At 52.8% G+C, this 14670-nt stretch carries 14 protein-coding genes; 12 read left to right on the top strand and 2 right to left on the bottom strand.

The window, feature by feature from the left end:
* Window positions 1–59: 59 nt before the first annotated feature.
* The gene (locus ACOQPM_RS11515) at window positions 60–845 is read left to right on the top strand and encodes a thioredoxin family protein (protein WP_420629404.1); all 786 of its coding nucleotides are present in this window, start codon (window positions 60–62) and stop codon (window positions 843–845) included.
* Between the two features lie 41 nt (window positions 846–886).
* Window positions 887–1993 carry a hypothetical protein gene (locus tag ACOQPM_RS11510; protein WP_420629403.1) on the top strand — a complete coding sequence of 369 codons (1107 nt, stop codon included), beginning with the start codon at window positions 887–889 and terminating at the stop codon, window positions 1991–1993.
* A gap of 161 nt (window positions 1994–2154) precedes the next feature.
* Here the strand turns inward: ACOQPM_RS11510 and ACOQPM_RS11505 are convergent, their stop codons facing one another.
* Together ACOQPM_RS11505 and ACOQPM_RS11500 are read right to left on the bottom strand one after the other, a co-directional pair.
* Window positions 2155–2670, bottom strand: a complete 516-nt coding sequence (locus ACOQPM_RS11505) for a hypothetical protein (protein ID WP_420629402.1) — start codon at window positions 2668–2670, stop codon at window positions 2155–2157.
* Between the two features lie 59 nt (window positions 2671–2729).
* Window positions 2730–3677: a phosphotransferase family protein gene (locus ACOQPM_RS11500; RefSeq protein ID WP_420629401.1), complete on the bottom strand. Its 948-nt coding sequence runs from the start codon at window positions 3675–3677 to the stop codon at window positions 2730–2732.
* Between the two features lie 71 nt (window positions 3678–3748).
* Between ACOQPM_RS11500 and ACOQPM_RS11495 the strand changes: the two genes are divergently transcribed.
* From ACOQPM_RS11495 to ACOQPM_RS11450, 10 genes are all read left to right on the top strand, one after another.
* Window positions 3749–4093: an ATP-dependent Clp protease adaptor ClpS gene (locus tag ACOQPM_RS11495; protein WP_420629400.1), complete on the top strand. Its 345-nt coding sequence runs from the start codon at window positions 3749–3751 to the stop codon at window positions 4091–4093.
* 98 nt (window positions 4094–4191) lie between these two features.
* Complete coding sequence (locus ACOQPM_RS11490; protein WP_420629399.1) at window positions 4192–5376, top strand: MFS transporter; 1185 nt, start codon at window positions 4192–4194, stop codon at window positions 5374–5376.
* 280 nt (window positions 5377–5656) lie between these two features.
* A complete protein-coding gene (locus ACOQPM_RS11485; protein ID WP_420629398.1) occupies window positions 5657–6529 on the top strand; it encodes a decaprenyl-phosphate phosphoribosyltransferase in 873 nt (290 codons plus the stop codon).
* Window positions 6529–7491 (top strand): mevalonate kinase, encoded by a 963-nt coding sequence (gene mvk / locus ACOQPM_RS11480; RefSeq protein WP_420629397.1) that lies wholly within the window; start codon window positions 6529–6531, stop codon window positions 7489–7491. Before ACOQPM_RS11485 ends, mvk begins: the two co-directional genes overlap by 1 nt.
* Before the next feature lie 159 nt (window positions 7492–7650).
* Window positions 7651–8025 carry an Asp23/Gls24 family envelope stress response protein gene (locus tag ACOQPM_RS11475; RefSeq protein ID WP_420629396.1) on the top strand — a complete coding sequence of 125 codons (375 nt, stop codon included), beginning with the start codon at window positions 7651–7653 and terminating at the stop codon, window positions 8023–8025.
* Window positions 8026–8125: 100 nt separating this feature from the next.
* Window positions 8126–9826, top strand: a complete 1701-nt coding sequence (locus tag ACOQPM_RS11470) for a DAK2 domain-containing protein (RefSeq protein ID WP_420630529.1) — start codon at window positions 8126–8128, stop codon at window positions 9824–9826.
* Window positions 9827–9912: 86 nt separating this feature from the next.
* Window positions 9913–10770: a DegV family protein gene (locus ACOQPM_RS11465; protein WP_420629395.1), complete on the top strand. Its 858-nt coding sequence runs from the start codon at window positions 9913–9915 to the stop codon at window positions 10768–10770.
* 66 nt (window positions 10771–10836) lie between these two features.
* Window positions 10837–13368 carry an ATP-dependent DNA helicase RecG gene (recG, locus tag ACOQPM_RS11460; RefSeq protein ID WP_420629394.1) on the top strand — a complete coding sequence of 844 codons (2532 nt, stop codon included), beginning with the start codon at window positions 10837–10839 and terminating at the stop codon, window positions 13366–13368.
* A gap of 80 nt (window positions 13369–13448) precedes the next feature.
* Complete coding sequence (gene coaD / locus ACOQPM_RS11455; RefSeq protein WP_420629393.1) at window positions 13449–13982, top strand: pantetheine-phosphate adenylyltransferase; 534 nt, start codon at window positions 13449–13451, stop codon at window positions 13980–13982.
* Between the two features lie 142 nt (window positions 13983–14124).
* Entirely contained in the window at window positions 14125–14592 is a 468-nt protein-coding gene (locus ACOQPM_RS11450) for a hypothetical protein (protein WP_420629392.1), read from the top strand.
* Window positions 14593–14670 lie beyond the last annotated feature (78 nt).

The following is a 14670-nucleotide window of genomic DNA, read 5'->3' as shown; positions in this document are numbered from 1 at the left end:
CAGTGCTATGAATCACTGTCAGGTTTTTACATTTGAACATCAAAACAGATGAGGGCATTATGAAATGGTTTTCTTTTGGCAAAAAGAAAAAGAAATCGGCAGCAGAGGTTTCAGTTCTAGAGGTGACAGACCAATCTTTTGAGGTGCAGGTCATTCATCGCTCTTACAAAACGCCCGTGATGGTTGATTTTTGGGCGGCGTGGTGTGGGCCGTGCCGCCAGCTTGGGCCAGTGTTGGAGAATTTAGCTGAGGAGGCTGACAGTCCATTTGTTTTGGCAAAATTGGACACTGAGCATAACCAGCGGATGGCACGGAAGTACGGGATTCGTTCTATTCCGGCGGTGAAAATGTTTCGCAACGGCCGTATCGTGGATGAGTTCACGGGGGTTTTGCCAGCCGGATTGGTGCGCCGCTTTGTGAACAAAACCGTATCGGCACCCGCCCCAGCCACCAAATTTCAGGGGAGCGACGATCCAATCCAGCGACTGGAGCAAGCCAAGCATCAGCTTAAAAAGGGGAATGGCGTCAATGCCTTCACCTTGCTTAACAGTTTCCCCGAGAGTGATGAATCAGAAACGGCCGTTGCCCTGCTGCCGCTGGCACGCTTCATGATGGATGTGGCCGATGGAGATGCACTTACAGGGCTGGAGCCGTTAGACAAGCTGTACCAACAGGCCAATCTGGCCTTAAAACGGAGCAATCCCAAAAAAGCGTTGGCGTTGCTAGCTGAGGCGTTAAGCGTTGGGGAAGAGATCGACCAACCTTACATTGGCGACGTAATGCAAGCCTTGTTTACTCTGCTGGGCGAAAATCATAAGCTCACCAAGCAGTATCAGGCGTCGTAACGGCCGTTTCCTCTTAACCAAAATAGGGGTATGATCACCACATGATCATTCTCCGCATCTTTGTCTTTATTTTTGGGCTGTTTCTAGCTATTTACACCTTCATTTCAGCCACCCGCACCTTTGTGCTGCCCCGCAGTGCCTCGGTAAAACTTACGCGGGTGGTTTTTGTGTCCGTTCGCAGAGTTTTCAACTTAATCATGAAAGCGCTGCCATCCTACGAACAGCGCGACAGCTTGATGGCGATTTATGCGCCGATTAGCTTGCTGCTGATGGTACCAACCTGGCTTTTCATCACCACGCTGGGCTTTGCCTGCATGTTTTGGGCAATGGGCATCACCCCCTGGCAGGATGCCTTTTTGCTGAGTGGTTCGTCCATCCTCACGCTTGGGTTTGCCACAGCCGAAACCATGCCACAAACAGTTTTGGCCTTCATCGAGGCCACCGTTGGCCTGATTTTGGTCGCCATGCTCATCTCTTACCTGCCCACCATGTACAGCGCCTTTTCGCAGCGCGAGGAGGCCGTGTCGCTGCTTGAGGTGCGGGCTGGTGCGCCGCCAACGGCCGCAGAGCTGGTTTGGCGGCTCCATAGTTTAGCAAGCACGCTGGTCATTCAAGATTTCTGGAGCAGTTGGGAGCGCTGGTTCACCCAAATTGATGAAAGCCACACCTCGCTGGCAGCGTTAGTCTTTTTTCGGTCGCCGCGCGCGCAGCAAAGCTGGGTTGTGGCTGCTGGAGCGGTGCTGGATGGCGCATCTCTATATCTGAGCACTGTAAAACAGCCAGATCATGTGCCGCCGACGCAAGCACTGGTTATTCGGGCAGGGAATATTGCGCTGCGCCACATCGCCGACATGTTTTTAGTCTCCTACAATGATGATCCACACTTTCCAGAAGACCCAATCTCTGTGACACGGGCTGAGTTTAATGAAGCGTATGACCGCTTGGCCAGCCAGGGGGTGCCGCTGCAACCAGACCAAGATGCAGCATGGCAACATTTTGCGGGTTGGCGCGTCAATTACGACAGTGTGCTTGTCGCCTTATCTGAGCTAACAATGGCGCCAAAAGTAAATTGGCTCTCCGACTACACCTTTGTGCCAACTAGCGCGGGCGATGGTGAAACAAGCGGCCGTTTGCAGAAAGTACGGTGATCGGTGTTCAGTAATCGGTAGGTCGGTAATCAGTCAGGTTGTGCATCCACCAGCCTACCAACAGTTGAGCGTATGATTTACAGTCATGATTATGGTTATGGAATGAATGGAAGTAGTAAAGAAAAAGCGAATGGCAAATGGACAAAATCTGGATTAGTTGACTAGTGAGGAAAATAATTGCACGAATTGTTCGATAATTCTTCGTTTACCTCACTTTGCCTTACATACCGAATAAACCAATTATCATTGATTTTATAGACGCGATACAAAAAATATTCTGTTGGTGGTCTCGGCGAATTTCCGTACAGCATTTTGATTTCAATGCAAGCTTCAACATCATCTGATTCCATGTCAGTGCCAATAATATACTCAATATTTTCGACCTGATATTGATAAGTCTCATCACCAAGAAGAATATCTGCGGTTGTATTAATCCCGACTTTTGAGTAAGTCAAAATGTCAAAAAGCAAAGATCTTGCCAGTTCATCAGGAATAGGATTTTTACCTTCTCGTTGAGACAATACAAAATAAGCAAGAAGTACCGCGATTACAATTACAAGGATCGTAATTACCTTTTTGAATTTGTGCATCGTTTCCATCGCTGTCTGTGAACTAGAAGGTACATCTAATTGTTCAAATATTTCTTTAGCATCTTGATCATCATTTTGTGCTATCAATTAAAAGTATTTACTTGCTGACCGAAAACTGATTAACGCTTGAACTCGCCAATTGTAAGTCATTTACTGATGGCTGTGAATGCACTTTTTGTATAATGTGTTAGTTTCTGCCGCGCCTGCTGATGCCAATCTGGGTCGCGGGGGACGAGGCGCTCATCCAGGCCATGCGGAATTTCATACAAAGCGCGCGCAAGACGGGCCACCCACCAGATGAGCATGAGAGTAGTGTAGGTGTAGATGCGGAGAACGGCCGTTTCCTCCCCACAAAGTTCCGCATACAAATTAGCCACCCAATCCCACCGCTCCGCAGGCACGTCTAAATATTGCGGATGCGTCGCCAGATCGGCTATCTCAAATGCCGGATCGCCCCAGCCGCTGTTTTCCCAATCCACCGATGCCCATGCCCCTGGACGGCGAATGAAGTTGAGTGAATTAGCATCCACGCGGCACAGTGCTAGTTGCGCTAAAGGCAACGTTTGGGGCAAATTTTCTACCCACGTCACCAATTCTTTAAGTTGTGCTGGCTGGTTTTCTGGTGGGATTCTGGCACGCTGCTGCTGAATTTGGAGAAGGCCATTTTGAATGCCATTGAAGTTGACAACGGCCGTTTCCAACGCAACTCCCATATTTTCTGGCGTCATTTGGCTAAGTGTGACGTAATGCTGGACGAGTTTTTGCCAATCGGCATCTGTTTGTGGCGGAACGGCCGTTACCTCACCAGCCAGCCAGCTTTGCACCACCACTGGCTGGGGATAGCTGGTTTCATCTAGCAGAATTGGCTCTGGCGCGGTGGTTAGTCCATGTGATTGCACAGCTTGTAACGCCTGGAACTCTCGCCACGCCCGACGACGGCCGTCTCGCAGCGTAAATTTCACGGCTAAGTTGCCCTCGGTGCCACACACTTTGTACAAAATGTTGTTGGCACCCCCATTGATTTTTTGGATGGTGTGGGATTGGTAACGGCCGTCTTCCGGCCAGGTAGCCAAATAATCTAATAATTCTCGCATGATGAAAAAGTAGCAAACCTCGCTATAATGAACCAGATCGTTTTAGCAACGGCTTGCCTATGGAGTAAAGCGTGAGTGTGAAGCAAATAATCTGGTCGCCAACGGCCGTTACCCACGATACCGAGATCGAAAAAGAGCAAGACATCCGTCAGGATGAAGCGTTGGAGCCACTCTGGAAGGTCATTGCCCATGATGACCCCATTACCACGATGGAATTTGTGGTGCGGATTATGGTGCAAATCTTCAAAAAGCCTGTCATCTTTGCCGAAGCCATTATGTGGCAAGTGCACAACGAGGGGCTATCTGTAGTAGACACGCTGCCCAAAACAGAAGCAGAGCGGCGCGTAAAAATGGCAACGATGGCCGCCCGGCTGGAGGGCTTCCCCTTCAGCTTTACCCTCGAACCTGCCGATTAACTCACCATCCCCTTTTTTCGCAAATCCACCTATAATTCTCGCTGGGAGCTGCCGTGCCTGCCAAATTCTATTGATTGCCGCAGCTTTTGGAGCATTTTATGGTTTCTAATCGTCTTGCCTGGCGAGCACATCCAGCCACCGTTGGTTCTGCATATTACGGTATTTTCTGGGCAACAATGGCGTTGTATCTGCCTTATTTCAATGTCTACCTGCAAGAGTTAGGGTTTAACGGCAGGCAGATGGGCATTTTAGCGGCCGTTTTCCCGCTATTTGCCCTGGTTGTCACCCCCAACCTCTCGGCACTCGCTGACCGACGTGGCTGGCGGCGGCGTCTGTTGCAGGTCAGCTTGATTGGTTGGGCAATTGTGCTGCTGCTCTTCCGCTTCCCCACCAGCTTTGTGCCGATGCTGCTGCTGGTAATTGTAGAATCGGCCGCGCGTGGCCCTGCGCTGCCCGTTGCCGACGGGCTGATTGCCCGCATGGCGGTGCGCCATCGGCTCAATTTTGGCAACATGCGGCTGTGGGGATCGTTGGGATTTGCAACTGTTTCCATCCTCAGTGGCATTGTCTGGCAACGAACTGGCTATACGCTCATGTTTGTGGCTGCGGCGGTGATGATGCTGCCAACATTGTTTGTTGGCCGACAGTTGGAAGAAGGGGAAATTGCGGTGGGAAACGGCCGTCGCTCTGCCCGGTTTTTGGCACAAGACAAGGGAATCGTCATCCTCATCGTTACTGCCTTCTTCTTAGGAATGGCGCTATTCAGCACCTTTATTTTTAGTGGCGTTTACATAACCCGGCTTGGCGGAAACGAAACCCACATTGGCTTACTTTTTGGCCTGTCAGCATTGGCAGAGGTGCCGATCATGCGCTACAGTGGCGCAATAATCCAGCGATTACAAGGGGCACGAGCGTTATTGGTGTCAATTTCCATTTTGTTCATCTCCCTATTGGGGCATGCTCTTGCCGCTTCACCCATTGTGCTCATTGGTGCGAGCGTCGTAAAGGGCATCGGGTATGGTTTACTGTTTGTGGTGCTAGTGCAACTGCTGGACGAACGCGCCCCGAAAGGCTGGAGTTCAACGGCGCAATCGCTGTTCCAGGCCGCGTTTATGGGGCTGGCACCGTTGCTCACCACAACGCCCAATGGCATCGTTTACGATGTGTGGGGTGGCGGTTTACTATTTGGCTTGATGACGGCCGTTATTGCCCTGAGCATCATCTTGCTGCTGCTGGCCATGCGCTGGGATTGGTTCGCGCCGCACAACTGGCAGCTCGATTAAGAACGCTGTTTTATCTCAGCAGCCAGAGCTTTTCAGTAATCGCCTTCAAATGGCGATAGGACGCAGACAAGCGCGGATGGCGCGGATTATTTACTTCTATCCGCGCCATCCCCGTTAATCCGCGTCCCATTTAGTAACAACTGAAAAGCCGTGTCTCAGCAGCTCTGCATTTTGCCTAACAAGTTCGGCTGGGCTAAACTCGCCAGCTTGGACGAATTTTGTTACTTTTTTCAACCTTGCGTCACTCGTTGATGATTTTGCGTAATTTTTGGAGAGTCCTTTGCTGTTACCCTTACTCAAAACGATGCGCCCACGCCAGTGGACCAAGAATGGCTTTGTCTTTGTCGCCCTCTTTTTTGATGGCAAGCTGCTGCAATTAGACAGCTTGCTGCCCACCGTTGGTGCTTTTATTTTACTTTGCCTCATGTCTAGCGCCGTCTACATCATGAACGACTTGGCGGATATTGAAAATGATCGCCAGCACCCTATAAAGAAGAACCGTCCCCTGCCTGCTGGCAACCTAAGCCCACAAGTTGCCCAAATTGCGGCCGTTTTGTTTGCCCTGGGCAGTCTGGTAGCCGGGCTTTTGCTCAGTTGGCCGTTTGGTTTGGTGCTGCTGGCTTATTTACTCAGCCAAATCGCCTACTCTTTTTGGCTGAAGCATGTAGTGCTGCTAGACATCTCCATTGTAACCGCAGGCTTTGTGCTGCGGATTGCCGCTGGCGTGACGGTGATTGATGTGCAGCGGTTTTCCCCGTGGCTTTACCTGTTTGGCGGCTTTTTGGCGCTGTTCATGGTGCTGGGCAAGCGGCGACACGAGCTAACGCTGCTGGGCGACAATGCCAACAGCCATCGCGCTATCCTCAAAGAGTACAATTTAGACTTGATTGACCGGCTATTGGGCGTCGTAACGACGAGTGCGGTGGTTTCGTACAGTCTATACACTTTTTTGGCGGAAGGTCTGCCAGAAAACCACCTGATGATGCTGACGATTCCGTTTGTGCTGTACGGCATCTTCCGCTACCTGTACCTGATTCACGTACGGGAGATGGGGGGCGCACCGGAAGAAATTTTGCTGCGGGATCGTGCTTTTCAGGTGTCGCTGGTTGGGTTTGCCATCGTGGTGTTCCTTACCCTTTACATTTTTAACTGATGATCAATTTCAACCCCGTTAGCGAGGCGTCTGCCCCTGGCAAGATTATTTTGTTTGGCGAACATGCGGTGGTATACGGCCGTCCTGCCATTGCTGCCCCCGTTTCCCAAATTCGAGCCACAGCCTCTGTCACTTACTCATCTAGCAATCTCTGTTTCCTCGTCGCACCAGATTTAGGTCGCCTTGATCGACTGGAAGATTTACCCGAGGATAACCCTTTTGCTCGCGCCGTCTGGTTGGTGGTAGAAGCCGCCAACCTGTGGCAGCCTCCAGGTGTCACCATTCGCTTTCACAGCCAAATACCCATTGCCAGCGGCATGGGCAGCGGCGCAGCCATTGCCGCCGCCATCATCCGCGCCCTGGCAAAGCATCTCAATCGCCCTGAGTTGCAAACCAACGAAATGGTTTCTGCGCTCACGTATGAAGTAGAAAAAATTCACCACGGCACCCCCAGCGGCATAGACAACACGGTCGTGGCTTACGAGCAGCCCATCTACTTTGTGCGCCAATCCCCTCAGAACCAAATTGAGCCGTTCAAAGTCGCCGCGCCGCTTCGCTTTGTGGTGGCAGACACGGGGGTACGCAGCAGCACCAAGTTTGCTGTGGGGGATGTGCGCCGCCAATACAACAAGCAGCCTGCGAAATTTGCCAAGATTTTTGATGAATGCGGCCGTATCGCCCAAACCGCCCGCCAAGCCATCGAAGCCGGGGACGTAAGCAAAGTGGGTCAGCTCATGACGGAGAACCACACCTGGCTGCAAAAAATGACCGTCTCTTCACCAGAATTGGATAAACTTGTGGAGGTCGCCCTGCAAGCAGGCGCACTCGGTGCCAAACTCAGCGGCGCAGGCCGCGGTGGCAACATGCTGGCACTTGTAACCGATGACGCAATGGAAGCCAAAGTCCGAACGGCTTTGCAAAACGCTGGTGCAATCAACATCCTCACCACCACCCTCAATTAGCGTAGATTAGGTCAATCTTTAGCACATCTGCTCACAGCGCGTAAGCAAATGAGATTGGGCCAATCTTCGGAAGCTACAAAAACCACAGCAGATGCTTCCACCACAGGTTATGATACAATTGCAATTTCACAGTTCTGCTGAAACCTTTCAGGAGTGACCATGTCTGAAAATGAAACTGCTCAACAAGAGGGAACCCTCGGCATGATAGATATTTCGACAACGGCCGTTACCACTATCGCCAGCCAAGCCATCAACCAATGCTACGGCGTGGTGGGCATGGCCAACAAGAACCTGGCCAACGGCATCGCCAATCTGCTCTCCCGCGACAGCAAGCGCGGCATAGACGTTGCCATCGAAGATGGTGTCATCACCATTGACGTTTACGTCATTGTGGAACATGGCGTCCGCATTCGGGCCGTGGCCGAAAGCATCCAGCACACCGTCAAATTCCATGTGGAAAAAGCACTAAATATGCCCGTCAACGCCGTCAACGTCTACATCCAGGGTTTGCGGATGAGCAAAGAGAACAACTAAATTACCCAATTACAGTGTAGGGGTAGGTCTGAGACCTGCACCTACATTTGTTCAATAATTGAGGAATTGAGGAAATTTCGGAGAAGAATTCGTGACACAAATGCAAACCAACGATGCCGCCCAGACTGCGCCGCCCCCAAAATGGCTACATTGCAACGGCCGTCAACTACAAAAGTTGGCCCACGCTGCTCTCGTCTGGCTGGATCAGAATCACCAGCACGTCAATGCCCTCAACGTCTTTCCCGTACCGGATGGCGACACCGGCACCAATATGCTGCTCACCATGCGCTCCGCTTACAACCGCGTCCAAGACAGCGACGAAAACCACGTCGGCAAAATGGCTGAAACGTTGGCCCACGGTGCCCTCATGGGCGCACGCGGCAACTCCGGCGTTATTCTTAGCCAGATTTGGCGCGGTCTGGCCAAAGGGCTAAAGGGCAAAGAAACGTTCGATGCCCAGAATTTAGCCGACGCCCTGCAAGCCGCCTCCGACACTGCCTACGGTGGCGTGATGAAACCCGTCGAAGGCACGATCCTTACCGTGATTCGGGAAGGTGCCAGCGAAGCCGGTGACGCCGCCAAAAAGAGCCTGGATTTGCGCTTTTTGCTAGAGCGGGTGCTGGAACGGTGTAAGCAAGCCCTGGAACGTACCCCGGAACAGCTCGCCATCCTAAAACAGGCGGGCGTGGTGGATTCTGGCGGGCAAGGGCTGGTCTACATTTTGGAGGGGATGCTGCGCTACGTGCATGGTCAAATGAATGGTCTCCAGCTAACGGCCGTTCCCAGCAACAACAACTTTAACGCCAATCATCAAATATCCGCCCAGGAATTGGCCATGCCGGAAGGCGGCGAAATTGAAAACCCATACGACGTGCAGTTCATCTTGCTGGGCAAAAATCTAAATGTAAATGAAGTGCGTGACCGCATTGATGCGATGGGGGATTCCACCGTTGTCGTTGGGGATGAAACCACCATCAAGGTACACATCCATGTGAAGGACCCTGGCGAACCCATCTCTTACGGCATTAGCCTGGGGCAAATTACGGACATCGTGGTAGAAAATATGCAGATGCAGATGGAGGAGATTGTACACGCCCCCGCTGTCCCCACCGCGCCCCCCATCATCAAACCAACCGTGCAGCCGGGGCAGATTGGCGTCGTCGCCGTTGCCGCCGGGGATGGATTGGCCAAAATTTTTGAAAGCATGAACGTCTCCTACGTTGTCAGCGGTGGGCAAACCAACAACCCCAGCATCGAAGAGCTGTTCCAGGCCATTCAGGATGTGCCAACCGATAAGGTGATCATCCTGCCCAATAACAAAAACATCATTCTGGCTGCCGAAGCCGCCCGCGACCTCAGCCCCAAAAACGTAACGGTGGTGCCAACCAAAACTGCGCCGCAGGGTCTTAGTGCGATGCTGGGGCTGAATCCAGATGGTGACTTGGAAGGCGTTACCGCTGCCATGACCGACGCATCCCAGGAAGTGGCAACTGGGGAGATTACCCGCGCCACCCGCACCGTGACGCTAGATGGGGTGGAAGTGAATGAAGGCGAATTTATTGGGCTGGTAAACGGCCGTCTTTGCACATCTGGTTCCGAACTCGCAGGGGTATTAACGGCCGTTCTCACCGCCATGGAAATGGAAGACCGAGAGCTGCTCTCGCTGTACTACGGGCAAGACATCTCCGAAGATGAGGCGGGCGACCTGGCCGAGCAAATTGAAGCGCAGTACGATGAGGTTGAAATCGAACTACTGCCCGGTGGCCAACCATATTATTTTTACATTTTAGGGGCAGAATAGCCCCCTCCCTAGCCCTCCCCCGAAGGGAGAGGGAACCGGCTTCCCCTCCCACGGGAGGGGATTGAGGGGAGGGTGAAAATCCAACTATGACCATTAAAATTGTCACCGACAGTGCCTGCGACGTACCGCCAGAACTCGCTGAACAACTCGACATTACCGTGGTGCCTGTCTACCTGAACATTGGCGAACACAGCTATTTGGAGGGGGTAGAGATGAGCCGGGAACAGTTTTACGGCCGTCTCAAAACCTTTCCTGAATACCCCACCACGGCCGCACCCGCCGTTGGCACCTTTACCCAGCTTTATGAGCAGCTCACGGCAGATGGTGCCACCCAAATCCTCTCCATGCACATCGCCCACGACCTGAGTGCCACTTACAATGCCGCCCGTGTAGGAGCTGCCGCTGCCGATTCTGCGCCCGTCACCTTGTTCGACACGCGCCAGATTACGCTGGGGGCTGGCCTGCTAGTGCTGCTGGCTGCCGAAGCTGCCAAAGCTGGGCAAACCATTGCAGAAATCGTGGCTATGCTCAATGAAAAAGTAAAACAAACCTGCGTTTTTGGCATGATCGACTCTTTGGAATCGCTACACCGTAGCGGCCGCGTTAGCTGGGCGCAGTTTGGCATTGGCTCCCTGCTGCAAATCAAACCGATCATGATGATTGCCGACGGCGTAATCTCTGCTGCCGCCAGGGTACGCACCCGCAAACGGGCACTCAACCAGATGCTCAAATTGGTGGCTGAACTAGCGCCATTTGAACGGCTGGCCATCATTCATGTTAATGCCCAGGCAGCGGCCGAAGAACTGTACCAGCTATCTCACGATCTCTTTGCCAACTTTTCCGATGCGGCTCCGATGATTCAAGGAATCACCCCGGCCGTCGGTACCCATTTGGGCGTTGGGGCGGTTGGCTTTGCGGCCGTTTCTGCCAAACAAACAACGTAAAAAGGAGATTGGAAATTGAACGAATCTCCAATTACCAATCTCCACTCGTAGGATAAACTTTCACACATGAAAAATGCTTTAAAACGATTAAAACGTGTACTGGATTTAGAAGCCAGCCAGGGATACAAAAACAAAGCTGTGGTCGGCGGCATTCGTCAATTTGCTACCTTTTGGGTGGGGCAAGCCCGCGAAGCGGCCCAAACCGAGATGGACAAGGCGCTAGTAGAGCAAGTTGCCGAAGTTTTAACCGATTACGGCCGTCTGCCCGGTACCGAAGCCCGCGCCAAAGTGATTGAACAACTGCAAAGCAAGCTGGCGCAGCGGCGTGAGCAGGAACCTGCACCGATAAAATCGTCCGCGCCGCCTGCCAAAGAACCCGCCAAACCGGTGGAAACGGCCGCATCTACCCCACCCCCTACCCCAGAAAACCGAAAGCCCAAACCAAATGTAAGGCGAGAACCGCTGCCCCCCCGCAACAAAAAGCCGGGCAAATGGGAACGTCGCCCTGCCAACCGCAAGCCCGTTGATCCTGACCCAGAAGGGTTGGCACAGTCGGTAACGGCCGTTCACGGCATTGGCCCCAAGCTAGCAGAGCATCTAGCCAAAATCGGTGCCAGCACCATCGAAGAACTCCTCTACATCTTCCCCCGCCGCTTCGATGATTACACCCTGATGAAACCAATTCACAAGCTGGTTTACGGTGAAACCGTCACCGTCATTGGCACGATTTGGGAAACGCGCGCCCGCCGCAGCCGCAACAACCAGATCATCGTCCAATCCATCATCAGCGATGGCACCGGCAAGGTACAGGCCACCTGGTTTAATCAAAAATGGCTGGTAGACAAGCTCAAAGCCGGAATGCAAATTGTGGTCAGCGGCAAGGTAGACCAATATTTAGGTCGCCCCGTCTTCAATTCGCCAGAATGGGAACCGTTGGAGCTAGAGCCACTGCGAACCCGGCGCATCGTCCCCATTTACCCACTCACACAGGGTCTCAGCGGCAATCGAATGCGGGACATCATGCGTAAAACGGTGAACTATTGGGCGCGCCGCGTGCCAGACCCGCTGCCACCAAGCGTACGTCAGCGGCAAAAGCTGGAAACCCTGCCTGAAGCACTGCAACAGCACCACTTTCCAGACAGCCAGCACGCCCTGCACCAAGCTCGCCGCCGCCTCATTTTTGATGAGCTATTTTTACTCCAGCTAGGGATGCAGGGGTTCAGGCATGAGTGGCAATCGCAGCCAGGGGTAGAAATTGAAAAGGATACGGCCGTACTCACCCAGTTCCAGCAAAGCTTGCCCTACACTCTTACCAACGCCCAGCAGCGCGTCATCCAAGAGATTGCCGACGACATGGCCAACAGCACCCCCATGAACCGACTACTGCAGGGCGATGTGGGCGCAGGCAAAACCGTCGTGGCCGCTGCCGCCTTGCTGTTGGCCGCTAAAGCTGGCTACCAATCCACTCTCATGGCCCCCACCGAAATTTTGGCCGAGCAGCACTTTAAGGGATTACGGCCGTTGCTAGAGCCACTTGGCCTGCGCCTTTGCCTGCTCACAGGCAGCACTCCCACCGCTGAAAAAGCGCCCATCTACGCTGCGTTAGCCAGCGGCGAAATTGATCTGGCCATTGGCACCCACGCCCTTATCCAGGAAGCCGTCAGCTTTCACAATCTGGCGCTGGCCATCGTGGATGAGCAACATCGCTTTGGCGTAGACCAGCGCCAGGCATTGCGCGACAAAGGGCCAGCCAGCGGCGAATACAGCCCCCACTTGCTCACCATGAGCGCCACTCCTATCCCCCGCTCATTGGCGCTCTCGCTTTACGGCGATCTGGACCTCTCCATTTTGGATGAGATGCCACCTGGCCGTCAGGAAATCAAAACGCGCTGGATTCGCACCCGCGAGCGGGAACGGGCTTACGCCTTTATTCGCAAGCAAATCGAAGACGGCCGTCAAGCCTACATCATCTACCCGCTGGTTGAAGAAAGTGACAAGGTGGATGCCAAAGCGGCCGTTGCCGAACACGAGCGGCTGCAAGGCAAGATTTTCCCGGATTTGCAGGTGGGGTTAATACACGGCCGTTTGTCTGGCAGCGAAAAAGAAAGCGTCATGCGCGACTTTTACGAAGGCAAGCTCAATATTCTCGTCTCCACATCCGTCATCGAAGTGGGCGTAGACGTTCCCAACAGCACCGTCATGCTCATAGATGGTGCCAACCGCTTTGGTTTGGCCCAATTGCACCAGTTCCGCGGGCGCGTCGGGCGCGGCCAGTACCAATCTTACTGCCTCCTCGTTGCCGACAGCGACACGCCTGATGCCGAAGAGCGACTCAGCGCTCTCACCCAAACCAACGACGGCTTTGCCCTCGCCGAGAAAGATTTAGAAATACGCGGCCCTGGTGAATTTTTCGGCCGTCGTCAAAGCGGCCTGCCCGAACTCAAGCTGGCCAGCCTGCTAGATATGGACATGCTAAAAATTGCCCAGACCGAAGCCCAAACCATTGCCGAAGCCGACCCCAACCTAGAGCAGCCAGAACACGCACTGCTGCGCCAACGTGTCGCCAAATTCTGGCAAAATGCAGGAGATGTGAGTTAGATTTCGCGGTTAGTGGTCAGTGGCTAGTAAAAACTAGCCGCCAACCGCTAACCACCAGCCCCTACCCCAGGAGAAACCCTTTGATTACCGCACTCTACCCCGGCACATTTGATCCCGTTCACTACGGTCATCTTGATTTAATCATTCGTGGCGCGGCACTTTTCGACAAACTCATTGTTGCTGTCTATGATCATAAAATCCCAACCAAATCAATTCTCTTTTCAGTGGATGAGCGCGTAGCCATGATCCAAGAAGCGTTACAAGGCAGCAACGCAGAAAACATCCTTGTAAGCAGCTTTAGCGGCCTGGCCGTAGACTTTGCCCGCAAAATGAATGCCACAGTATTTGTGCGCGGCTTGCGCGTATTTTCAGATTTTGAGCTAGAGTTTCGGCTAGCTTTGGCCAACAAAAGGCTGGCGCCAGAAATTGAAACCGTGAGCCTCATTACTCAGGGCGATCACTCCTTTTTAAGTGGTACAACCGTGCGCGAAATCGCCTCGCTCGGCGGCGATGTAAGCAGTATGGTACCGCCCAACGTTGCGGCCGCCCTGTACAACCAGTTCAATAGCAATGATAAAGATTCATTCAGCCGCCCTGTGCCATTGCGTGATTGATCGTTTAGCTACTATAATATTTGCGAGGGTTTCAAATAGGTAAACAAAGTGTCAAGCATCGGGCAGCGCGACTTGGATAAGCAAAATTTTTAGCCCGTGCCTGGTGCTTTAGAAGCTTCTTCATAGAAAATGGGATAACAACATGGATATTCAACATTTGGTCGATCGGTTGGAACAAGCACTCAACGACAGCCCCCGCATACCATTGAGTGCAAATTTAGTTGTGAATGAAGATCGTGTCTTTAGCATTATTGACCAAATGCGTGTTGCTGTGCCAGAAGAAGTGAAACGAGCCAATCGCATTGAAGCAGAGAAAGATCGCATTCTGGCACAAGCGAAAGAAGAAGCGGAACGAATCCGGGAGTTGGCCAAGCAAGAAGCAGGCGAGTTGGTAAAGCGAGACGCCATTACCATGTCATCCCAGCAGCGGGCCGACAACATTTTGGAACGCGCCCGCCGCGATGCCGAAGCGCTGCGCCATGACGCTGATGCCTATGTGATGGAGGTATTGGTAAAGTTGGAGGAGGATTTGATGCGCTCCTTGTCTGTAGTGCGTAATGGTTTGAACAAAGTGCAACGGGAGCAAGTGCAGGCTCCAGGGAACGATTAAGTCGTGTATCCCCGTATCTGACTAAAACTAAAAAGTAAAGGGCTGGTTCGCAAAGGATCAGCTCTTTTTATGTCAAAT

Source organism: Candidatus Leptofilum sp. (assembly GCF_965223525.1).
Lineage (GTDB): Bacteria > Chloroflexota > Anaerolineae > Promineifilales > Promineifilaceae > Leptofilum.
This window is presented reverse-complemented; position numbering and strand designations above follow the sequence as displayed.

Excerpts from the sequence above, each read along its gene's own strand:
- ACOQPM_RS11515 (WP_420629404.1), top strand. The coding sequence starts at position 60 with ATGAAATGGTTTTCTTTTGGCAAAAAGAAAAAGAAATCGGCAGCAGAG.
- ACOQPM_RS11510 (WP_420629403.1), top strand. The coding sequence starts at position 887 with ATGATCATTCTCCGCATCTTTGTCTTTATTTTTGGGCTGTTTCTAGCT.
- ACOQPM_RS11500 (WP_420629401.1), bottom strand. The coding sequence starts at position 3,677 with ATGCGAGAATTATTAGATTATTTGGCTACCTGGCCGGAAGACGGCCGT.
- ACOQPM_RS11490 (WP_420629399.1), top strand. The coding sequence starts at position 4,192 with ATGGTTTCTAATCGTCTTGCCTGGCGAGCACATCCAGCCACCGTTGGT.
- mvk (WP_420629397.1), top strand. The coding sequence starts at position 6,529 with ATGATCAATTTCAACCCCGTTAGCGAGGCGTCTGCCCCTGGCAAGATT.
- ACOQPM_RS11475 (WP_420629396.1), top strand. The coding sequence starts at position 7,651 with ATGTCTGAAAATGAAACTGCTCAACAAGAGGGAACCCTCGGCATGATA.
- ACOQPM_RS11470 (WP_420630529.1), top strand. The coding sequence starts at position 8,126 with ATGCAAACCAACGATGCCGCCCAGACTGCGCCGCCCCCAAAATGGCTA.
- ACOQPM_RS11465 (WP_420629395.1), top strand. The coding sequence starts at position 9,913 with ATGACCATTAAAATTGTCACCGACAGTGCCTGCGACGTACCGCCAGAA.
- recG (WP_420629394.1), top strand. The coding sequence starts at position 10,837 with ATGAAAAATGCTTTAAAACGATTAAAACGTGTACTGGATTTAGAAGCC.
- ACOQPM_RS11450 (WP_420629392.1), top strand. The coding sequence starts at position 14,125 with ATGGATATTCAACATTTGGTCGATCGGTTGGAACAAGCACTCAACGAC.